16 protein-coding genes are annotated in these 21,692 nt (G+C 52.7%); 13 read left to right on the top strand and 3 right to left on the bottom strand.

The genetic code is table 11. From position 1 onward, the window contains the following. Window positions 1-8 precede the first annotated feature (8 nt). The 4 genes from LA360_RS12470 to LA360_RS12455 all read left to right on the top strand — a co-directional run bounded on the left by LA360_RS12470 (window position 9) and on the right by LA360_RS12455 (window position 5,315). Window positions 9-1,082: a tetratricopeptide repeat protein gene (locus LA360_RS12470; RefSeq protein ID WP_089776542.1), complete on the top strand. Its 1,074-nt coding sequence runs from the start codon at window positions 9-11 to the stop codon at window positions 1,080-1,082. A gap of 2 nt (window positions 1,083-1,084) precedes the next feature. Next, window positions 1,085-2,365 carry a GTPase HflX gene (gene hflX, locus LA360_RS12465; protein ID WP_112482030.1) on the top strand — a complete coding sequence of 427 codons (1,281 nt, stop codon included), beginning with the start codon at window positions 1,085-1,087 and terminating at the stop codon, window positions 2,363-2,365. A 302-nt stretch (window positions 2,366-2,667) separates the two neighbouring features. Further along, window positions 2,668-5,088, top strand: a complete 2,421-nt coding sequence (locus LA360_RS12460; RefSeq protein ID WP_022200884.1) for a ribonucleoside triphosphate reductase — start codon at window positions 2,668-2,670, stop codon at window positions 5,086-5,088. A 14-nt stretch (window positions 5,089-5,102) separates the two neighbouring features. After that, entirely contained in the window at window positions 5,103-5,315 is a 213-nt protein-coding gene (locus LA360_RS12455) for a hypothetical protein (RefSeq protein ID WP_022200885.1), read from the top strand. 309 nt (window positions 5,316-5,624) lie between these two features. On the opposite strand, the gene LA360_RS12450 is transcribed toward LA360_RS12455, so the two are convergent. After that, a complete protein-coding gene (locus LA360_RS12450; protein WP_112482029.1) occupies window positions 5,625-6,704 on the bottom strand; it encodes a helix-turn-helix domain-containing protein in 1,080 nt (359 codons plus the stop codon). Window positions 6,705-6,828: 124 nt separating this feature from the next. On the opposite strand from LA360_RS12450, the gene LA360_RS29670 reads away from it, so the two are divergent. Beyond that, window positions 6,829-6,960 (top strand): hypothetical protein, encoded by a 132-nt coding sequence (locus LA360_RS29670; protein WP_263870227.1) that lies wholly within the window; start codon window positions 6,829-6,831, stop codon window positions 6,958-6,960. A gap of 222 nt (window positions 6,961-7,182) precedes the next feature. Here LA360_RS29670 and LA360_RS12445 read toward each other — a convergent pair whose 3' ends face one another. Beyond that, entirely contained in the window at window positions 7,183-7,620 is a 438-nt protein-coding gene (locus tag LA360_RS12445) for an FMN-binding protein (RefSeq protein WP_022200995.1), read from the bottom strand. Between the two features lie 53 nt (window positions 7,621-7,673). Between LA360_RS12445 and addB the strand changes: the two genes are divergently transcribed. Genes addB through LA360_RS12430 form a run of 3 tightly spaced genes read left to right on the top strand, consistent with a single transcriptional unit; the run spans window position 7,674 to window position 16,046 of the window. Further along, window positions 7,674-11,258: a helicase-exonuclease AddAB subunit AddB gene (addB, locus tag LA360_RS12440; protein ID WP_112482027.1), complete on the top strand. Its 3,585-nt coding sequence runs from the start codon at window positions 7,674-7,676 to the stop codon at window positions 11,256-11,258. Further along, complete coding sequence (gene addA / locus LA360_RS12435) at window positions 11,236-15,087, top strand: helicase-exonuclease AddAB subunit AddA (protein WP_112482025.1); 3,852 nt, start codon at window positions 11,236-11,238, stop codon at window positions 15,085-15,087. Before addB ends, addA begins: the two co-directional genes overlap by 23 nt. A 14-nt stretch (window positions 15,088-15,101) precedes the next feature. Beyond that, on the top strand, window positions 15,102-16,046 hold the full coding sequence (locus LA360_RS12430; RefSeq protein ID WP_022200992.1) for a ketopantoate reductase family protein: 945 nt from the start codon (window positions 15,102-15,104) through the stop codon (window positions 16,044-16,046). Window positions 16,047-16,145: 99 nt separating this feature from the next. On the opposite strand, the gene thyA is transcribed toward LA360_RS12430, so the two are convergent. Further along, window positions 16,146-16,976 (bottom strand): thymidylate synthase, encoded by an 831-nt coding sequence (gene thyA / locus LA360_RS12425; protein ID WP_002587015.1) that lies wholly within the window; start codon window positions 16,974-16,976, stop codon window positions 16,146-16,148. Window positions 16,977-17,119: 143 nt separating this feature from the next. Here thyA and LA360_RS12420 point away from each other — a divergent pair, with 143 nt between their 5' ends. From LA360_RS12420 to gltA, 5 genes are all read left to right on the top strand, one after another. After that, window positions 17,120-17,611, top strand: a complete 492-nt coding sequence (locus LA360_RS12420; protein WP_022200991.1) for a dihydrofolate reductase — start codon at window positions 17,120-17,122, stop codon at window positions 17,609-17,611. A gap of 7 nt (window positions 17,612-17,618) precedes the next feature. Next, window positions 17,619-18,113: a dihydrofolate reductase gene (locus tag LA360_RS12415; protein WP_022200990.1), complete on the top strand. Its 495-nt coding sequence runs from the start codon at window positions 17,619-17,621 to the stop codon at window positions 18,111-18,113. 152 nt (window positions 18,114-18,265) lie between these two features. Beyond that, complete coding sequence (locus LA360_RS12410; protein ID WP_022200989.1) at window positions 18,266-19,177, top strand: aldose 1-epimerase family protein; 912 nt, start codon at window positions 18,266-18,268, stop codon at window positions 19,175-19,177. 74 nt (window positions 19,178-19,251) lie between these two features. Continuing rightward, complete coding sequence (locus LA360_RS12405; RefSeq protein ID WP_022200988.1) at window positions 19,252-20,142, top strand: sulfide/dihydroorotate dehydrogenase-like FAD/NAD-binding protein; 891 nt, start codon at window positions 19,252-19,254, stop codon at window positions 20,140-20,142. Beyond that, a complete protein-coding gene (gene gltA, locus LA360_RS12400; protein ID WP_002587020.1) occupies window positions 20,142-21,530 on the top strand; it encodes an NADPH-dependent glutamate synthase in 1,389 nt (462 codons plus the stop codon). The genes LA360_RS12405 and gltA overlap by 1 nt, the downstream gene beginning before the upstream one ends. Window positions 21,531-21,692: the final 162 nt, after the last annotated feature.

The following is a 21,692-nucleotide window of genomic DNA, read 5'->3' as shown; positions in this document are numbered from 1 at the left end:
TAGAATATATGGGAAGTCGTGGACAGAGGTCATACAGCAGCGGGCGAAAGCCCCAGCCAAAGGGGCAGCACCCTGGATACGGAGGCAAAAGGCCGGTCTCTAACGCAGCCCGCAGGCGCCGCAGGAAAAACCGGATTATCAGGGCAGTCATTGCATGGGCAATCTGCATCTTTCTCGTGGGGCTGATTGCAGTGGGAACATTCCGGCTGGTGGCACACATGACCACCTCCAGGAAACGCCAGTTCCGCGCAGAGGGCATAGAGAAGCTGGATGCAGGGGACTATGCAGGTGCCATCGGATCCTTTGATACGGCCCTTGAAAAGTCCGGCAAGGGAGCAGAGGAGTTTAACCGGGATGTGCTCTTATACAGGGCGGACGCAGAGTTCCTGTTAAAGGATTATAATGCGGCTATCCACACCTATGATCTTCTCCTGGAGATGAGGCCGGACACACCGGAGTATATGTACAGGCAGAGCAGCTGCCATGCCCGGCTGGGAGATACGGATAATGCCATTAAGCGCTATCAGGAGGCGGAAGCGCTGGATAAGAAGGACAAGCCGGTGCCCGGCAGGCAGGAGGCCCTTCTGGCCGCCGGAAGCGCCTGCGTGGATGCGAAGGAATACGATAAGGCCATGGCGCTTTATGAAAATGCACTTAAGGATGGGATGGAACATGGTGAAATCTATAATCAAATGGGTCTATGCCAGATGGCTGCGCAGGATTACCAGAGTGCTTATGATTCATTTGACAAAGGGTACCAGGTAGCGGCTGCTGCCCAGGCTTCGGCTCTCCAGGAGAAAGACCGGAAAACAGGCAAAGAGACTGACAAAAAAGAAACAAAGGATGGGGACGCCGGGACAACGCAAAGCGGAGAAACGGTAAACGGGGAAAGCGCGCCGGCAGGAGTGGCGCAGGCGGACGGTTCCAGGGAACTTTTGAAGGAGCTTTCGTATAACCGGGCCGTTGCCTGCGAACACTTACAGCAGTATGATAAAGCCCTGGCAATGTTTGAGGACTTTGTGAAGGAGTTTGGTTCCGATGAAGACGCGGAGCATGAGATTGCATTTTTGAAGACGAGGTAGGAATGGCGGAATTAATTGATTTGAGTGAATTTCAGGAAAAGGTAATACTGGTGGCGGTGAGCACTGCTGAGGAGGAGGACACGCCTGCTTCCCTGGACGAGCTGGAGGAGCTGGCCTCCACGGCCGGAGCCGTGACTGTGGCCAGAATCATCCAGAACCGGGAAAAGGTCCATCCGGGTACTTACCTGGGGAAGGGAAAGATAGACGAGGTGAGAGAGCTGTTATGGGATACCCGGGCCACAGGCGTCATCTGCGACGATGAGTTGTCACCGGCCCAGCTCAGGAACCTGGAAGATGCCCTGGACACCAAGGTTATGGACAGGACCATGGTCATACTGGATATCTTTGCTTCCCGGGCCAGTACAAGGGAGGGTAAGATTCAGGTGGAGCTGGCCCAGTTAAAATACAGAGCCGTGCGTCTGGTGGGCATGCGTAATTCCCTGTCCCGTCTGGGAGGCGGCATAGGCACCAGAGGGCCCGGCGAGAAAAAACTGGAAACAGACCGCAGGCTTATCCACCAGCGAATCGGGCAGCTTAAGGAAGAGCTGGCGGACGTGAAGCGCCACCGGGAGGTGACCAGGCAGCAGAGAGAGAAGAATTTTGCTCTTTCCGCAGCGATTGTGGGCTATACCAATGCGGGAAAGTCCACCCTGCTCAACCGTCTGACCGGAGCGGGAATCCTGGCGGAGGATAAGCTTTTCGCCACGCTGGACCCCACGACCAGAAGCTATACCCTGGAGGATGGACAGCAGATACTGCTTACAGACACCGTAGGATTTATCCGCAAGCTTCCCCATCATCTGATTGAGGCCTTTAAGAGTACATTGGAGGAGGCGCGCTACAGCGATATCGTCCTGCATGTGGTGGATTGCTCCAATCCCCAGATGGACATGCAGATGCATGTGGTGAAGGAGACGCTGAAGGAACTGGAGATTGTGGATAAGACCATAGTCACTGTGTTCAACAAGGTGGACCGGTTCCGTGAGCTGGAGGCCATGGGGGACAGCAGTGTCATGCAGATACCCAGGGATTTCTTATCGGACTACCAGGTGCGGATTTCAGCCAGGACCGGAGAGGGGATGGAAGAGCTGCAGAAGGTGCTCCAGGCCATTATACGCAGCAGACGGATTCTGCTGGAAAAGGTATTCCCATACAGCCGGGCCGGACGCATTCAGACCATCCGTAAGTATGGCCAGCTTCTGGAGGAGGAATACCAGGAGGACGGAATCGCGGTAAAGGCATATGTGCCGGCAGAGCTTTTTGGAAAGCTTTATTCCGACTGAATTGAGTGGAATTTAATTAAAATGCCCCCTGTCCGGAAAACCACGCAGGTATGCGACTTTGCGGGGATCTGGGAAAAGTGGTTATAAGTACAGTTAATAAGACACAATATCTGGGATAATATAAAATGTTATTCATAGATATTGTGTTTTGCATTTCCATCTGCTATAATGAGTGCGTAGCTCGCTCCATATGGGGCGGGCCCTGCGTTTTCACAGCCGTGAGACAGCTGTGTCATTCCGGGTTTAAGAGACGCGGAAAAAGAGTTGAATAAAGTGTACGTGGGTTGAAAGGAGCAAGTGGCATGATTCAGGTAGTTAAAAGGGATGGGGAAGTTGCCGAGTTTAGTCTGAATAAGATAACAGAGGCCATCAAGAAGGCATTCAGGGCAACCTCCAAAGATTACAACAATGAGATTCTGGAGTTATTATCCTTGAGGGTGACTGCGGATTTTCAGAATAAGATGAAGGATGGAAAGATTTCTGTGGAAGAAATCCAGGACAGCGTGGAGCACGTTCTTGAACAGACCGGATATACAGATGTGGCGAAGGCCTACATTTTATATAGGAAGCAGCGGGAAAAGATACGGAACATGAACAGCACGATTCTGGATTACAAGGATGTGGTGAACAGCTATGTGAAGGTGGAGGACTGGCGCGTGAAGGAGAATTCCACGGTTACCTATTCTGTGGGAGGGCTGATTCTCAGCAACTCAGGCGCCGTGACAGCCAACTATTGGCTCAGCGAGATTTACGACCAGGAGATAGCGGAGGCACACCGCAACGCGGACATCCACATCCACGATTTGTCCATGCTCACAGGATACTGTGCGGGCTGGTCCTTAAAGCAGCTCCTTATGGAGGGCCTGGGAGGCATCACGGGAAAGATCACCTCCTCGCCGGCAAAGCACCTGTCCGTACTCTGTAACCAGATGGTTAACTTCCTGGGAATCATGCAGAATGAATGGGCCGGAGCCCAGGCATTTTCTTCCTTTGATACATACCTTGCTCCCTTTGTGAAGGCAGATAATTTAACCTACCCGGAGGTAAAAAAGTGCATTGAGTCCTTTATCTACGGAGTGAACACCCCCAGCCGCTGGGGCACCCAGGCGCCCTTCTCAAATATCACCCTGGACTGGACTGTTCCAAATGACATGGCAGAGATGAATGCCATTGTAGGCGGCAGGGAGATGGACTTCAAGTATAAAGACTGCAAGAAGGAAATGGACATGATTAACAAGGCGTTCATCGAGACCATGATTGAAGGCGATGCCAATGGACGGGGATTCCAGTACCCCATCCCCACGTATTCCATTACCAATGAGTTTGACTGGTCAGATACAGAGAACAACCGGCTTTTGTTTGAGATGACATCCAAGTACGGAACGCCCTACTTCTCCAACTATATCAACAGCGATATGCAGCCCAGCGATGTCCGCAGCATGTGCTGCCGTCTCCGTCTGGACCTCAGAGAGCTGCGCAAGAAGACAGGCGGATTCTTCGGCTCCGGCGAGAGCACCGGTTCCGTGGGCGTCGTGACCATCAACATGCCGAGAATCGCTTACCAGGCCAAGGACGAGGCTGACTTCTATGCAAAGCTGGATCACATGATGGATGTGTCTGCCCGTTCCTTAAAGACCAAGCGCCAGGTCATAACAAAGCTTTTGAACCAGGGCCTGTATCCTTACACCAAGAGATATCTGGGTACCTTTGAGAATCATTTTTCCACCATCGGCCTCATAGGCATGAACGAGGCAGGCCTTAATGCCAGATGGGTCGGAAAGGACTTGACCCACAGGGAATGCCAGGAGTTCACCAAGAACGTGCTGAACCATATGAGGGAACGGCTGTCGGATTACCAGGAGCTGTACGGCGACCTTTACAACCTGGAGGCTACGCCGGCTGAGTCCACCACCTACCGTCTGGCCAAGCATGACAAGCAGCGCTATCCCGACATTATCACTGCCGGGGCAGAGGGGGATACGCCGTATTACACCAACAGCTCCCATCTTCCCGTGGATTATACGGAGGATGTATTTGACGCTCTGGACATCCAGGATGAGCTTCAGACCCTGTACACATCGGGAACCGTGTTCCACGCGTTCCTGGGTGAGAAGATGCCTGACTGGAAGGCCGCGGCCAACCTGGTGCGCACGGTGGCTGAGAACTATAAGCTGCCTTACTATACGCTGTCGCCTACATATTCCATCTGCAAGTGCCACGGATACCTGATTGGGGAGCATTTCACCTGTCCTATCTGCGGGGAGAAGGCAGAGGTCTACAGCCGTATTACCGGCTACTACCGTCCGGTTCAGAACTGGAACGAAGGCAAGACCCAGGAGTACAAGAACCGTACCAACTACAACATAGGCCGATCCCAGTTAAAGCATGGCGTGTCCAGAATCGTGGCAGATACCAGGGAACGGGCCAACAGTGCCAGAACAGAGGTTTCCCACCAGGGGAAGGAAAAGGGAGGCGCCTCAGCCCGCCTGTATCTCTTTACCACCAAAACCTGCCCCAACTGTGTATCGGCCAAGGAGTTCCTGAAGGGACAGGATTACCAGATTATCGACGCGGAGGAGCGTCCTGACCTGGCAGAAAAATTCGGCATCATGCAGGCGCCTACCCTGGTGATTGTCAGCGACGGCATCGTACAAAAGTTTGCCAATGCTTCCAACATCCGCAGGTTTGTGGAGCAGAACCATACAAGTACAGTAAAGGCATAAGGGCTGGAAGATGGATGTATTGCTCCACCAAAAAGGAGGACTTCGACCTGAAGAAGGTGTTCCAGATGGAGAAATGGATCTTCCTTGTGGACGCTGCCTGCAGCTTCGGAGTGGGATTTAACCGGTTTCCGGATGGGGTGGAAACCATTTTGCTGGTTGTGTTCGGAGCCACATTGGCTGCCCATGTGTATGTGTTTAAAAGTAAGAAATTCCGAAAGGAAAGATAATAGGAATTCCTGATAAGACATCTTTGGTGAGAGGATGGGGATTTGTCGGGAATGACGCGGACCGCCGCTCCCTTATCTGCATAGCCGAGGCAAACGGGAATCCGCTGCTGATTTGTTTCATTAAATCCATGGTGAGTCTTTGGAAGACAATCCTGCTCAGAGGGATTGTGACGCAGCAGGAGGGGCACCAGGATGGAATTGACACAGTAAGAAAGTTTCTTATTTTAATGCAAATAGGTAAAAGATGTAAAAAAGGACGGCCCGCAGGGTATTTTTACCGCGCGGCTGTCCTTTTGCTATATCGGATGCTCAGGCCGTCTCTTCTTGGATGCTGCCCCTGAGCTTATCCACTGCAGCCTGGAACCGTTCATCATTCAGAAACTGTTTATAGTACTCATCCTCCAGCAGACCCTTAAGGAGCAGTTCACGCATTTCCTTTGTGGCGGCAGGATGTTCCCCATCTATCTTTACCGCAGGAGAGAACAGGATGGGATTAGGCTTCTGGACCGTGCCGGTGATGGCGTCCACAAACTGAATCATGCTGTCCAATGCCTGTTGGTCTTTTCCGGCCCGCTGGTAAGCCTGGGCAAAGAAGCCCGGGCTCATGCCATTTCCCACGCCCAGCAGTTCTTCCAGCTGGCGGTAAATGACGCACAGTTCCAGTGTCCTTGCGGTGTCAGGGGTCATTTCCGGGTTCATCATCTGAGTCAGGAAGCTCTGTACCTGGCGTGTCAGCACATACAGGCGTTTCTGTATGACCTCCAAGGCCTGGGGTGCTTCTCCTTTTTTCAGGTACAGCATTGCCCAGATAGAGGTGGAGTCAGTGCTGTGCTGGGGCAGTTCCTTTAAAAGGCTCTCTGCCTTCTCCAGCTCGCCTTCCACTATGGTGATGGAAGCCAGGTGGGATACCGCTGCCTGCCAGAAGGCCGCGGCACCGCTTGCACGCACGTCCTCCAGAAGCTGTTTCTTCTGCTTAATCCAGCCATCCTTAATCTGCTGGGGCTGGGCGGGAAACAGCATCGCGAACAGGTCAAACAAGGTAACTGCCCTGGATTTTAAGGGGATGCTTGAGGGATAGGTATGCAGAAGCGATTGTACCATGCCGTCCGCGGCTTCATACCCTTGATTCCGGGCTGTCTCAACGATTTCATTCAGCCGGGCATCAATCTGTTCTTCTGTAAGGGTTTCCTCGAACTGCAGCAGGGTATCCACATTGGTTCCCAGGGCGCGGGCCAGAGGGCATAAAAGAGCAATGTCCGGACAGGAGGCACCTGTCTCCCATTTGCTGACAGCAGGAGGCGACACGCCCAGGGCAAGGGCTAACTGTTCCTGCGTCATAGATTTGGATTTGCGCAGTGATGCAATGCGCGGGCCTAATTTAATTTCCATATAATAATCTCCTCTGTATAACATAATTGTCCGGCCGGATATAGTTAGTATAGACCATAGAAAGGCGCTGCGCAATGGAGGAGCCGTTAAACAGCGGGAGGATTTTCTTAACTGACGGTTATGTATGGAAGCCTGTCTGCCTGGCATAGGGCAGGAAGAGGAAGCTGTTTTTGCCAAAGAATCTCCCAGGCTTATGGGCGTGCGCATAAAGGACGGAACCATGTACCCCTATATCTATCTGGGTCCAGGGGCTTAAACGTCCCTGCACGGCTGGGAAAGGGACTAAACGTGTGTTTGCTAACTTGACACAGGTCGGGAAACATGGTACGATAAAACATATTCTTTTGCAGGATAAGACGGTAGAGCAATCTGCCGTTTTTTTACATTTTGGTACGTCAGAAAAGCCCCCGCCTTCATGATATGGGGCAGGAGCTTTAAGACGTGCCGGAGTGCTTTGGGATACATCCGCCCGCTTTTATTAATCCACTTTTGCTTTGTCCAGCGCCGTATTGATGGCATTTAACAGGGCCGTGGAGGTATAGCGGGAGGTGCTGGGATATGTAAGGTTCTCCGTGGACTGATTGCTTATAATCTGGCCGGCCAGGTCATTCAGGGTGGGCTGCATCAGCGGGTACATGGTTGTGACGGCTTCGCTTAATGGAACCAGGTCAATGGAGGTGATGCGGTTGGCATCCACAGTTACCTTTACATTCACATCTTCGCTGCCAAGGGTCAGGGCCGCGCTGTATACGCCCGGCAGGTAGCCTGCAGGTTCAGCGGAAACGGAAACGTTGTCCTTCCCAGGCCGGAACATGATGAAACAGAGGGTAATTAAAAGGATGGCAAGGCCTACGAAGATTGCGGTGTAGATGATTTCCTTCATCCTTAGTACCACAATTTTGGTTTTAGAGCTCATAGTCAGGACCTCTAAGATAGTTTGTTAAAGCTTATGTGGCAGAGCGGGAAAATATGAGAAGTTTTCGTTGTCCCGCCTGCCGGAAGGAGAGAGAAAACGTGGCGTTACAGTTCATATTGGGAGGGGCAGGCTCGGGAAAGACCAGGATGCTCTATGACAGGGTCATAAGGGAGTCCATGGAGCATCCGGAACAAAAGTACCTGGTGGTGGTGCCGGAGCAGTTTACCATGCAGACACAGAAGGAAATCATCCGGCTCCACCCCAGACACGGGATTATGAATATAGACATCCTCAGCTTTAAGCGTCTGGCTTACCGGGTATTCGAGGACCTGGGAGTCAGAATCCCGGTTGTTCTGGATGATATGGGAAAATCCATGGTGCTGCGCAAGGTGGCAGGATTAAAGAGAGGAAAGCTGTCCCTCTATAAGGGCCATCTGGAGCAGTCCGGCTTCATCAGCCAGCTTAAGTCCCAGATTTCGGAGCTGTCCCAGTACGGTATCACGCCGGACATGCTGAGAGAGGTGCGGGGGGAGACGGACGCCCCTCTTCTGGCCCAGAAGCTGGAGGATCTGGAGGTGATTTACAGCGGTTTCAGGGAGTATATAGAGAGCCACTACATCACGGCAGAGGAGATTCTGGACATTCTGTGCAGGGAGCTTCCAAGGTGGGAGCCCCTTAAGGACAGTATCATTCTTCTGGACGGATACACTGGCTTTACTCCGGTTCAGTACAGACTGGTGGAGCTGTTCCTGATGCACGCCAGGGATGTGGTGTGCACGGTTACCATTGATTCCAGGGAAAACGCCTACAAGGAGAGCAGTATCCAGCATCTCTTTTATATGAGCCGCCATACGGTGTGCCGTGTGGCCTCCATGGCAAAGCGGCATGGAATACCGAAGAAGGAGGACATAATCTGTAACCGGCGTCCGGCCTGGCGGTATGATGAGAGCCCGGAGCTGGATTTTCTGGAACAGAACCTGTACCGGTATTCTGGCAGAACCTGGGAGGGGAATGTGGAGCGCATCCAGGTGTACAAGGGACGCAACCCGGCAGGGGAGGCAGCCTATGTGTGCAGCAGGATTGAGCAGATGATAAAGGAGGAAGGGATGCGTTACCGGGATGCTGCCGTTATTACCGGGGACCTTCCATCCTATGGACGGGAGCTGGCCCACCAGTTCGATGAGGCCGGGATTCCTTATTTCCTGGATGATAAGAAGAGTATTCTGGAAAATCCCATGGTGGAGCTGATACGGGCAGCGCTGGAGATGGTGAAGGATTTCTCCTACGAGAGCGTGTTCCGGTATCTGAAGACAGGTCTGGTGTATGAGAAGGATGGGAAGCGGATAGAGTCAGAAGCGGACGGGAACACCGCACAGGCAGATGATGAGAACATATTTGACGGTTCCAGGGAACATGTGGAGCAGATGACGGACCGGCTGGAAAATTATGTGCGGGCTCTGGGCATCCGGGGGTGGAAGCGCTGGGATTCCTGTTGGGAACGGCAGTACAGAGGCGGAGAAAAGCTGAACATGAAGGAGCTGAACGGATACCGTATGTGGATTCTGGAGCCGCTGCGGCCGCTGCGGGAGGCTTTTAAGGCAGAGGAAGCCACCATTGCCTCTGTCACGGCAGCCCTGCGCCAATTTTTAGAGCATATGAGGCTGAGGGAAAAGCTGGAGGAATACAGGGATTTCTTTCTGGAGCGAGGAGAGCCGGGGGATGAGAACCTGGCCAGGGAATACGGCCAGGTCTATGACCGTGTTCTGGAACTGTTTGAACGGCTGGAAGGACTGCTGGGGGCGGAAAAGGCGGACATGAAGAACTATATCCAGATTCTGGACGCCGGTTTCCAGGAAATCCAGGTGGGAGTGATTCCGGCCACGGTTGACCAGGTCATGGTGGGGGATATCACCCGAAGCCGTCTGGAGGCAGTGAAGGTACTGTTTTTTGTGGGGGTGAACGAGGGTACGGTTCCTCAGAGAAAGAGCGGAGCAAGCCTTTTATCGGACCGTGACAGGGCGGCTCTCAGAAAAATGGATATAGAGCTGGCTCCCACAGTGAAAGAGGATGGCTGTATTCAGAAATTTTACCTGTATCTTATGATGTCAAAGCCCTCCGGACAGCTGGTGATCACCTATGCCGGACTTACATCGGACGGCAAGAGCCAGAGACCCTCCAATCTCATGGGCGAAGTGGGAAAGCTGTTTCCGGGAATGGAAATCCTGGACGAGCATTCCGTGGAGTGGCCGGTGCGGACCGGGAGGGATGCCAGGGAGCTGCTTATAAAGGGACTCCGGGGAATGCAGGAGCCGGGTGAGGATGACAGGGAGCGGGAGGAAGCGGCCTTTATGCAGCTTTTCCAGCATTTTTATACATCGGCGGAGCACCGGGATAAGGTGAGGCAGCTGGTGGACGCTGCTTTCTATTCCTATGAGGAAAGGGGAATCGGCCGGGCGGCTGCCAGGGCCCTTTACGGCAGGGAACTACAGGGCAGCGTGACCCGTCTGGAACAGTTTGCCTCCTGTGCCTACGCCCATTTCCTGCGGTATGGACTGGAATTGATGGAGAGGCAGGAGTACGAGCTGGAAGCGGTGGACATGGGCAACCTGTTCCACCAGTCCATCGACAGGTGCTTTGCCTGTATGAAGGACAGGGGGCAGGATTGGCGGGATTTGACCGAAGAGGGGAGAAAGAGCCTTGTAAAGGAATGCGTGACCCAGGTGACGGAGGAATACGGCAACACAATCATGTCCAGCTCAGCCCGCAACGCGTACCTGGCAGGAAGGGTGGAGCGGATTACGGACCGCACCATATGGGCTCTGGCAGAGCAGGTGAAAAAGGGCGATTTTGAGCCGGTGGGGTTCGAGGTGTCCTTTTCAGCCATTGATAACCTGAAGGCCATGCGCATCGGCCTGTCAGAGGATGAGGAGCTGCAGCTTCGGGGGCGCATTGACCGCATGGACCTGTGCAGGGACGAGGATCATGTCTATGTGAAGATCATTGATTATAAGTCAGGAACCACATCCTTTGACCTGGCCGCCCTGTTTTATGGATTGCAGCTCCAGCTGGTGGTTTATATGGACGCGGCGGTGGAGATGGAGGAGAGGAGACACCCGGACAAGGAGGTGGTGCCTGCCGGCATCTTCTACTACCACATAGGTGACCCGATAGCGGATAAGCAGGAAGGCATGGATGAAAAGGATATCGAGAAACAGATATTAAAGCAGCTCAGGATGAACGGGCTGGTAAACAGTGAACTGGATATTATCCATCATCTGGACAGGGAGATTGAGAAGGAATCCGATGTGATACCCGTAGCAATCAAGGACGGTTATGTCCAGGAAAGCCGCTCGTCCGTGGCCAGCACCAGACGCTTCCAGGACCTGCGCCGGTTCGTGAACCGGAAGCTCAGGGAGGCCGGGCAGGATATCCTGATGGGAAATGTGGACTTAAAGCCTTACAAACAGGGAAACAGGACGGCCTGCGACTACTGTCCCTACCATGCTGTGTGCGGTTTTGACACCAAGACAGCAGGCTATGGATACCGCAAGCTCAAGGGGCTTAAGCCTGAGGAAATCTGGGCGGAATTGGAAGCTGAAGGAGACGAGGAAACAGATGGCAGTGAATTGGACCAGTAAACAGCAAGAGGTAATAGACAGCAGGAACCGGAACCTACTGGTGTCCGCGGCAGCGGGCAGCGGCAAGACGGCCGTGCTGGTGGAACGTATCATCCAGATGATAAGCGAAGGAGACCGTCCACTGGATATTGACCAGCTGCTGGTAATGACGTTTACCAATGCGGCCGCGGCAGAGATGCGGGAGAGGATAGGCGCCGCGGTGGAGCAGAAGCTGAAGGAGCGTCCTGAGGACGAGCATCTGTGGCTCCAGGCCGCCCTGATTCCCCAGGCTCAGATTACCACCATTGACAGCTTCTGCCTGAATATCATCCGCAGCCATTATAACAGCCTGGACATAGATCCGGCCTTCCGCATGGGGGATGAGGGGGAGCTGTCCCTTTTGAGGGGGGACTGTATGGGTGAAATGCTGGAAAACTGCTACGATGAGGCGGATGCGGAATTTGCCAGATTCGTGGAGCATTTCGGCCGCGGAAAATCAGACCGGGGAATTGAGGATGTGATTCTCCAGGCGTGGCAGTTTTCCCAGAGCCATCCATGGCCGGGGGAATGGCTGGCATCCTGTCAGAAGGAGCTGGAGGAGGAAAGCATCCTGGAAATGGAGGAAAGCCCCTGGATGGTTTTTCTGATGGAGGATGTGGCCAGACAGATGGAGGAGCTTTCCGGGCAGTTGGGGGAAGCACTTCAGGTGTGCCTGGAGGAAAACGGCCCCCTGGCATATGAGCCCATGCTCATAAGCGACAGGAGTAAAATAGAGGCCATAGGAAGGGCCGCGGCCACAGGAAGCTTTGAAGCCCTGTATAACAGCCTTCAGAATATGAGCTTCGGCCGTCTGGCATCCATACGGAGCAAGGATATTGACGGTGATAAGAAGGCATTTGTAAGCGCATGCAGGGACCGGGTCAAGAAGGCCGTGGCAAAATGCAGGGAACTCTACGGCCAGCAGAGCCCGGAGGAAGTGGTGGAAAGCATGAGAGGGACCAGAACGGTCATACGGGAACTCTTAAGGCTTACAGGTATGTTCGACCAGGCGTACAGGGATGCCAAGAGGGAGCGGAACGTACTGGATTTTAATGATTTGGAGCATCTGGCGCTGGAGGTTCTGTATGAACGGGAGGAAACAGGGGACGGGGAGGAGACGGTTTTCCGCCGTCCGTCTCAGGTGGCAGACGAGCTGAGCCGGCAGTATGAAGAAATTTTGGTGGACGAATATCAGGACAGCAACTATGTCCAGGAAGCATTGATTACCGGCATTTCCAGGGAACGGTCCGGCCATCCCAACGTGTTCATGGTGGGGGATGTGAAGCAGAGTATATACAGGTTCCGTCTGGCCAGGCCGGAGCTGTTCATGGATAAATACGAAACATATTCCAGGGAAAGGGGACCGCGCCAGATGATTGAACTGCAGCAGAACTTCCGGAGCAGGGAGTCTGTGCTGACCAGTGTCAATGATGTGTTTTATCAAATCATGACAAAGAACCTGGGAGGAATCACCTATACGCCTGAGACAGCCCTTTATCCCGGCGCGAAATTTGAGGAGGTGAGCGGGAAAACGGTTTTGGACCCGGAGGCGGATGCGGGAAAGTCCGGCAGCCGGGAAGCAGCACCGGTTTCCTTAAAAGCCGGAACGCCTACGGAGCTTCTTCTTGTGGATACGGGCGCGGACACACTGAGACAGCTGGATGAAGATTCCCTTGATTATACGGCAAAGGAGCTGGAAGCCCGGCTGATTGCCGGAAGGATACGCCAGCTGGTAAGCGAGGACCAGGGGATTTTGGTGTGGGATAAATCCAGGGGAGGTTACCACAGGGCACGTTACGGCGACATGGTTATCCTTCTCAGAAGCATGAGCGGATGGTCAGAGGTGTTTGTAAATGTGCTGATGAATGAAGGCATCCCGGCGTTTGCCCAGACCAGGACCGGATACTTCAATACGGTTGAAGTGGAGACGATTCTCAGCCTTCTGTCTGTTGTTGATAATCCCATGCAGGATATTCCGCTGGCCGCAGTCATGCGCTCGCCCATTGTGGGAATGGACGATGAGGAGATGGCCTGGATGATGGCCGTCTACAAGCGGAATTCCAAAAAGGGCCAGGACCGGGGGGTATACGGGGCGTGGAAGCTCTGGCTGGAGGAAGGATGGATCACAGTGGGCTTATCCGGCATACCTGTAAAGACTGCCCACTCTATATCGTTTAAATCCCGAAGGCTGTCGGTCCTTATGGAACGGCTGCGGGGGGAGGCGAGACATCTGCCCATCCATGAGCTGCTGTACCGGGTATACAGGGAGAGCGGATATTACGATTACGTATCCGCCATGCCGGCCGGGGAGACGAGACGGGCCAACCTGGACATGCTGGTGGAAAAGGCTGCTGCCTATGAATCCACCAGCTACAAGGGGCTGTTTCATTTTGTAAGGTACATTGAAAAACTGAAGAAATTTGATACGGACTTTGGAGAGGCCAGTGTGGCAGGTGAGCAGGACAACACGGTGCGCATCATGAGTATTCACAAGAGCAAGGGTCTGGAATTTCCTGTGGTATTTCTGGCAGGTCTGGGCAAGCGGTTTAACAAGCAGGATGCGTACGGCCAGATTCTTCTGGATGCGGATTTAGGGGCGGCGGCGGATTTCCTGGATTTGGAGCTGCGGGTCAAGGCGCCAACTCTTAAAAAGCAGGCACTTAAGCGCCGGACGGAGCTGGAAACAATGGGGGAGGAGCTCAGGGTGCTCTATGTGGCCATGACCAGGGCAAAGGAAAAGCTGATTATGACAGCCGCGGATAAGTCACTGGAGAATAAGCTGGGAAAATGGAAGGATATCCCCCTGTCCCAGGGCCAGCTGCCCTATACCATACTGGCTTCGGCCAACTCCTGTCTGGACTGGCTCCTTATGGCGCAGCCCGCAATCCCGGCTTCCCATATGGAAATGCGCCAGATTCAGGTAAAAGACCTGATTGGCGAGGAAATCACCCGGCAAATCATACGGAAGATGAAAAAGGAAGATCTTCTGAACCTGGATGGGAAGAGAGTGTACGATGCTGCATTCGGAACACGTCTCAGGGAAGTACTGGAATATGAGTACCCGTATGAATCGGATATCGGACTGTACGCCATGGTGTCTGTATCCGAACTCAAAAAGCAGAGCCAGATAGGACGGACAGAGGATGCCATTGGAACGGACAGTGGTAATCTGGAGGGAATAGCCCTTGGTGAGTTAAAGGCGCTGACCGGGAGCCGGGATATGACAGGCTCCGGCCCCGGGGAATCCGGAGAACAGAAAAAAACAGTCTCGGCCGGTCCAAACCGGGCAGCCCTGCGCGGAACCGCATACCACGCAGTCCTGGAGCACATCCATTTTCATGAGATACACGGCCTGGCAGAGGTAAAGCCGGTGGTGGATAAGCTTCTGGAGGGCGGGTTCCTGGACCAGGAGGCCCATGACTTCATCAATCCCAAGGTCATTTGGAATTTCCTGTCCAGTCCCTTGGGAAAGCGTATGGCGAAGGCACAGTCAGAGGGACGTATCCATAAGGAGCAGCAGTTTATCATAGGTATACCTGCCAGGGAAATGGGACTGGGTGACTCAGATGAGCTGGTACTCATACAGGGAATCATCGATGCCTATCTGGAGGAGGAGGACGGACTGGTCCTGATTGATTATAAGACAGACCATGTGCCGGAAGGAGATCCGAAGCAGGGAGCAAAGATGCTGGCAGAGCGCTACAGGGTCCAGCTGGACTATTATGAGCGCGCGTTGACACAGCTGACTGGGAAACATGTAAAGGAGCGCATTATTTATTCCCTTGCGCTTCAGATGAGTATTAACGTATGAAAGAAGGAATCAGGATGAAACAGAAAAGAGAAATAAGGACCGTATCCCTCATTGGACTGGGAGCCATCGGCTGTTTCCTGGCCAGTCATCTGGGCCATTTGCTGGGGAGTGATTTGCGCGTGATTGCGGGAGGAAGCCGCCGCGAGCGCCTGGAGCGGGAGGGAGTTATAGTCAATGGGGTCCGCCACCATTTCAATATTGTATCACCGGAGGAAAACTGCGGTCAGAATTATCCGGATTTAGCTATTATCATCACCAAGTTTCCGGCGCTGCCCCAGGCTCTGGAGGACATGAGAAACCAGATTGGGCCGGATACCCTTATTATGGCTCCGCTAAACGGGGTGGAGGCAGAGGATAAGGTGGCAGAGGTATTTGGCTGGGATAATCTGCTGTATTCCCTGGCAAAGGTAAGCGTGGTCATGAAGGACGGCTGCGCCTCCTTTAATCCAAAGGCTGCCCGGATTGAAATGGGAGAAAAGCACAATGAGACAATGTCCCCCAGGGTACAGGCCGTGAAGGAACTGTTTGAACGGGCGGGCATACGTACCGTTGTCCCGGAGGACATGGAACGGGCCATCTGGTATAAATACATGTGCAATGTCAGTGAGAACCAGAGCGCCGCTGTCCTGGGCATTCCCTTCGGGGCCTGGAGCGTAAGCGCCGATGCCAATTTCATCCGTGAGGAACTGATGCGGGAGGTTATAGCCATTGCCCGAAAGAAGGGAATCAGCCTTTCAGAAAAGGATATGGAAAAACAGGCCAGCATTCTTAGGGATGTGCCGCCTGAAAATAAGCCGTCCACCCTCCAGGACATTGAGGCGGGCCGCAAGACGGAGGTGGAGATGTTCGGAGGCACCATCATCCGCATGGGCCGTGAGCTGGGAGTGCCTACGCCTTATAATGAAATGTTCTACCATGGAATCAAGGTGCTGGAGCAGAAGAATGAGGGGCTGTTTTAGGAACATACGGCGTCAGATGCGCCGGGGGAAGGCAGACGGAAATAAAGAAAGACGGATGGACCGCTGGAATTGGCCATCCGTCTTTTGTTTACAGCCTGTTTATATAGCCACAGGAATCTTCTCGCCGAAGGTGTGATACTGATAATTTTCCAGCCGGAAGCTGCCAGTGGTGAACTGGTAGAAATCCTGGATGGAAGTATCCATGGCCAGGGTTGGACCTGGGTAAGGCTCCCGCTTCAGCAGCTCCTTTACCATCGGTATATGCCGGTCGTAGATATGGGCGTCTGCAATGACATGGACCAGTTCGCCGGGTTTCAGACCGCTTACCTGTGCCAGCATGTGGAGCAGGACAGCGTACTGGCATACATTCCAGCTGTTGGCTGTCAGCATGTCCTGGGAGCGCTGGTTTAAGATGCCGTTCAGGGTTTTTCCGGAGACATTAAAGGTCATGCTGTAGGCACAGGGATAGAGGTTCATCTCGCATAAATCATGGTGGTTGTAGATGTTGGACATGATTCGGCGGCTTAAGGGATTGTGCTTCAGATCATACAGGATGCGGTCTACCTGGTCAAAATCCCCTTCCTTATAATGATGCTTTACACCCAGCTGGTAGCCGTAGGCTTTGCCTATGCTGCCGTCCTCATCTGCCCATGAATCCCAGATGTGGCTGTTCAGGTCATGGATGTTGTTGGATTTCTTCTGCCATATCCACAGAAGCTCATCCACCGCCGACTTAAAGGCAGTGCGCCGCAGGGTGATGACGGGAAATTCCCTGGTAAGATCGTAGCGGTTCACGATGCCGAAGCGCTTGATGGTGTGGGCCGGGGTGCCGTCCTCCCATACGGGACGCACGTCATAGTCTGTATCCCAGACGCCGTGCTCTAATATATCGTTGCAGTTTTGTATGAATATCTGGTCTGCGTAGCTCATGTTCATTGTCCTCCATTTTAAATATGGAACCATTATAACAGAGGACACCTTTTCTTTCAAAGGGTTTCATGATATAATCTGTCAAGACCGGTGAACGGGGCAGGGATGAACAGACATTAGAAGAAAATGGGAGGTACTCATATATGAATCTGATTGTTGCAGTGGATGAAAAATGGGGAATTGGTAAGGACGGCGGTCTCCTCGCGCATCTCCCGGAGGATATGAAGTATTTCAGGGAGACGACCAGGGGAAGGACCGTGGTCATGGGACGCAGGACACTGGAGAGCTTTCCGGGGGGAAAGCCCCTGAAGAACCGTGTGAATATGGTCCTTTCCAGAGATGAGGCGTATGCCCCTGAGGGCGTCCGGGTGTACCATAGTGTGGAGGATGTGCTGGAGGCATTAAGGGACTGCCGTGAGGAGGATGTGTTCATCATCGGCGGAGGCATGATATACAGGGAGTTTCTTCCATATTGCAGTAAGGCATATGTGACCTACATTCACCGCGCCTTTGATGTGGACACGGATTTTGAAAATCTGGATCAGGATGAAAACTGGAAACTGGAGTCGGTCAGCGATGGTAAGGAGCATGAGGGTATTTCGTTTGAATTCAGAGTATACAGAAGGGTAAGGTGAGGGGACATTGAATCTTTGCGTGACAGCGGACAGGCATTGGGCCATTGGCAAGGACGGAAGGCCTCTGGTGACCATTCCGGCCGACCGGCAGATGTTCCTTAAGGAGACAGCCGGCAAGGTGGTGCTTATGGGGCGCAGGACCCTGGAGGGACTGCCGGGAGGGCAGCCCTTTGGAAACCGGGTAAATATTGTCCTGACCCATGATATGCAGTATAAGGTAAAGGGCGCGGTAGTCTGCCACAGCCTGGAGGAGGCGCTTAAGACGCTGGAGAATTACGACGAAAGTGATATCTATATCATAGGAGGGAAAAGCATTTACCGGCAGTTCCTCCCCTATTGTACAACGGCCCTTGTGACCAGTATTGATTATACCTATGACGGGGATGCATATTTTCCTGACTTGGAAAAGGAAGAGGGATGGTATTTGGCGGAAGAGGGCGATGAACAGACTTATTTTGACCTCTGTTATACCTTCCGGAGGTTCCAGAGAAAGGAGCAATAAAAAAATTGTTCAACACGCTGAAAAAAAGAAAATAATTTTTGGAAAAATTTAAAAACCGGTTGTAACATGAAGCAGAAAATGTTAATATAAAGCTTGTGCGAGGGTAAATTCTCACAAGCTTCTTAAAAAACAGGAGAACGGGGGAATATATAGTGAAACAGGATGGAACATTATTTACACTTGAAAATGATAAGCTTCTAGTTACTGTTGCCCGCCACGGTGCAGAACTTACCAGGATTTATGACAAGAAGGCGGACCGCGAAGTGCTTTGGCGCGCTGAACCGTCTGTGTGGGACAGACACGCACCTGTGCTTTTTCCGTTTGTGGGAAAATGTTATGAGGGGACGTATGTCCATGATGGGAAAGAATACAGCATGACGCCCCACGGCTTTGCAAGGGATATGGATTTTGAACCCCTTCTCTGTGATATGGACGAATGCTGGTTCCGTTTGAAGGACACGCCGGAGACATATGAGAAGTATCCGTTCCATTTTGAGGTGGAGATTGGACACAGGCTGGAAGGCAGGACCATCGAGGTCATGTGGAAGGTCACCAATACGGATTCGGGAGAGATGCTGTTTATGATGGGCGGACATCCTGCTTTTCAGGTGCCGGAAGGGAAGAGCATATACGATTTCACCTTTGAATTTAACCGGAGAGGGTGCAGGGAGGGGCAGTTTACGGATTGTCTCCATTATCTTGCGCCTAATGCAAAGGGCTATGAGAAGGAAGAACTTCAGGGAGATTTAAAGCTGTCAGAGGGCCGGGTGCCGCTGACAAAAGGATTTTTCGATACAGCTCTTACATATATGTTTGATGAAGCACAGGTCAGCAGCGTAAGCCTGATTGTGGATGGAAGCCCCTATGTGACGTTGGAATGCAGCGATTTCCCGTATTTGGGAATATGGACAATGGAGGCCACCCATCCCTTTGTATGTCTGGAACCATGGTACGGTATCTGCGCATCAGATGGATATAAGGGGGAATTGAAGGACAGAAGGGGAATCATATCGTTGCCCGGATGGGAAAACTGGCAGAAGAGCTACCGGATACGGGTGGAATAACAATGAATGTCACGTCCGGACGCGCGGCGGAACACCAGCTGAGGACGCGAGTATATATTACTAGGAGGAGAACCATGTATAAGATTGTAAAATCAGAATGCCTGGCAGATAAGATATATCTGATGGACGTGGAGGCACCGCGTATAGCCAGGGCCTGTCAACCAGGCGAATTTGTTATTGTCAAGATGGACGAAGCAGGAGAGAGAATCCCGTTAACCATCTGTGACTATGACCGTGAGAAGGGCCTGATAACCATAGTATTCCAGATTGTGGGAGCATCCACAGAGCGCATGGCCGGACTGAAGGCCGGGGACAGCTTTGCAGATTTCGTAGGTCCGCTGGGACAGCCTTCCGAATTCGTGAAGGATGACCTGGAGGAGGTGAAGAAGAGACGTTATCTCTTTGTGGCCGGCGGCGTGGGCAGCGCGCCTGTTTACCCACAGGTAAAATGGCTGAAAGAGCGCGGCATTGACGTGGATGTAGTAGAAGGCGCCAAGACCAAGGATATGCTGATTTTGGAAGAGGAAATGAGATCCGTTGCAGGAAACCTTTATATTACCACAGATGACGGTTCCTATGTACGCAAGGGCATGGTAACCGACGTTGTTAAGGATTTGGTGGAGAACCAGGGCAAGAAGTACGATGTCTGCGTTGCCATCGGACCTATGATTATGATGAAATTTGTCTGCAGGCTCACCAAGGAGCTGGGAATACCAACCATCGTCAGCATGAACCCAATCATGGTGGACGGTACAGGAATGTGCGGCGCCTGCCGTGTAAGCGTTGGCGGGGAAGTGAAGTTCGCATGTGTGGACGGACCTGAGTTTGACGGCCATCTGGTAGATTTTGACCAGGCTATGAAGCGCCAGCAGATGTACAAGACAGAAGAGGGCAGGGCCATCTTACGGCTGCGTGAGGGAGCTACCCATCACGGCGGATGCGGAAACTGCGGAGGTGAGGAATAATGGACGTATTAAAGAAGATACCCGTAAGGGAACAGGACCCAAAGGAAAGGGCAACGAATTTCAAGGAAGTATGTCTGGGATATAACCAGGAAGAGGCACAGGAAGAAGCTTCCCGCTGCATTAACTGTAAGAATGCCAAATGTATCCAGGGATGCCCGGTTGCCATCAACATTCCAAAGTTCATTGCAGAAGTAAAAGAAGGAAAATTTGAGGATGCGGCAAATACCATAGCAGAATCCAGCGCCCTGCCAGCAGTATGCGGACGTGTATGCCCGCAGGAGAGCCAGTGCGAGGGTAAATGTATCCGCGGCATCAAAGGCGAGCCTATCTCCATCGGAAAACTGGAGCGTTTCGTGGCGGACTGGTCCAGGGAAAACGGATTCGTACCGGCTAAGCCGGAGAAAACCAACGGCATCAAGGTAGCTGTAATCGGTTCCGGCCCTGCAGGACTTACCTGCGCGGGCGACCTCGCAAAGATGGGATACGAAGTAACCATTTTTGAAGCCCTTCATGAGCCAGGCGGCGTGCTTACATACGGAATTCCTGAATTCCGTCTTCCCAAGTCCGGCGTAGTACGGCCTGAAATCGACAACGTAAGGAAGCTGGGCGTTAAGATTGAGACCAATGTTATCATCGGAAAATCCGTGACCATAGACGAGCTGATGGATGAGGAAGGCTATAAGGCCGTATTCATCGGTTCCGGCGCAGGACTTCCCAAGTTTATGGGAATTCCGGGCGAGAACGCCAACGGCGTATTCTCCGCTAACGAGTATCTGACCAGAAGCAACCTGATGAAGGCCTTCCGCGATGATTACGATACGCCAATTTACCTGGGCAAGAAGGTGGCGGTTGTAGGCGGCGGAAACGTTGCCATGGATGCTGCCAGAACAGCACTTCGTCTGGGTGCGGAGGTGCATATAGTGTACAGAAGAAGTGAAGCCGAGCTGCCTGCCCGTGTGGAGGAAGTACATCATGCCAAGGAAGAGGGAATCATCTTCAACCTGCTGACCAATCCGGTAGAGATTCTGACCGACGACAACGGCTGGGTTAAGGGAATGGTAGTGCGCAAGATGGAATTAGGCGAGCCGGATGCATCAGGCCGCCGCAGACCGGTAGAGGTTGCCGGATCTGATTACACCATCGACGTGGACGCTGTCATCATGTCCCTTGGAACCTCACCAAACCCACTTATATCTTCCACCACAGAGGGCCTTGAGACCAACAAGTGGAAATGTATCATTGCAGATGAGAGCAACGGGAAGACCACCAAGGAAGGCGTATACGCAGGCGGCGATGCCGTAACAGGCGCTGCAACCGTAATCCTTGCCATGGAGGCAGGCCGTGCAGGTGCAAGAGGAATCGATGAGTATCTCAATGGAAATAAATAAGTAAATATGGAATCTGAAATGTAGAGAGCCGGTATCCGGGGACTGTCTGTAGCGGACAGAACACCCTGGATGCCGGCTTTTTGGCTCTTTGTCAATAGCTGGGGCGGGCAGGCAGGGGAGTTAATTTCCATTTGAAAAAATAACGGAATTTATTATTACATT

It is taken from the genome of Enterocloster clostridioformis (assembly GCF_020297485.1).
Classification (GTDB): Bacteria; Bacillota; Clostridia; order Lachnospirales; family Lachnospiraceae; genus Enterocloster; species Enterocloster clostridioformis.
The sequence above is the reverse complement of the archived record's forward strand: the minus strand, read 5'-3'. Positions and strand labels throughout refer to the sequence as shown.

Coding starts and splice junctions, on each gene's coding strand:
- gltA (WP_002587020.1), top strand. CDS start 20,142: ATGGACGTATTAAAGAAGATACCCGTAAGGGAACAGGACCCAAAGGAA.
- LA360_RS12405 (WP_022200988.1), top strand. CDS start 19,252: ATGTATAAGATTGTAAAATCAGAATGCCTGGCAGATAAGATATATCTG.
- LA360_RS29670 (WP_263870227.1), top strand. CDS start 6,829: ATGGAAGCCTGTCTGCCTGGCATAGGGCAGGAAGAGGAAGCTGTTTTT.
- LA360_RS12430 (WP_022200992.1), top strand. CDS start 15,102: ATGAAACAGAAAAGAGAAATAAGGACCGTATCCCTCATTGGACTGGGA.
- addA (WP_112482025.1), top strand. CDS start 11,236: ATGGCAGTGAATTGGACCAGTAAACAGCAAGAGGTAATAGACAGCAGG.
- hflX (WP_112482030.1), top strand. CDS start 1,085: ATGGCGGAATTAATTGATTTGAGTGAATTTCAGGAAAAGGTAATACTG.
- LA360_RS12445 (WP_022200995.1), bottom strand. CDS start 7,620: ATGAGCTCTAAAACCAAAATTGTGGTACTAAGGATGAAGGAAATCATC.
- addB (WP_112482027.1), top strand. CDS start 7,674: ATGAGAAGTTTTCGTTGTCCCGCCTGCCGGAAGGAGAGAGAAAACGTG.
- thyA (WP_002587015.1), bottom strand. CDS start 16,976: ATGAGCTACGCAGACCAGATATTCATACAAAACTGCAACGATATATTA.
- LA360_RS12420 (WP_022200991.1), top strand. CDS start 17,120: ATGAATCTGATTGTTGCAGTGGATGAAAAATGGGGAATTGGTAAGGAC.
- LA360_RS12455 (WP_022200885.1), top strand. CDS start 5,103: ATGTATTGCTCCACCAAAAAGGAGGACTTCGACCTGAAGAAGGTGTTC.
- LA360_RS12460 (WP_022200884.1), top strand. CDS start 2,668: ATGATTCAGGTAGTTAAAAGGGATGGGGAAGTTGCCGAGTTTAGTCTG.
- LA360_RS12450 (WP_112482029.1), bottom strand. CDS start 6,704: ATGGAAATTAAATTAGGCCCGCGCATTGCATCACTGCGCAAATCCAAA.
- LA360_RS12470 (WP_089776542.1), top strand. CDS start 9: ATGGGAAGTCGTGGACAGAGGTCATACAGCAGCGGGCGAAAGCCCCAG.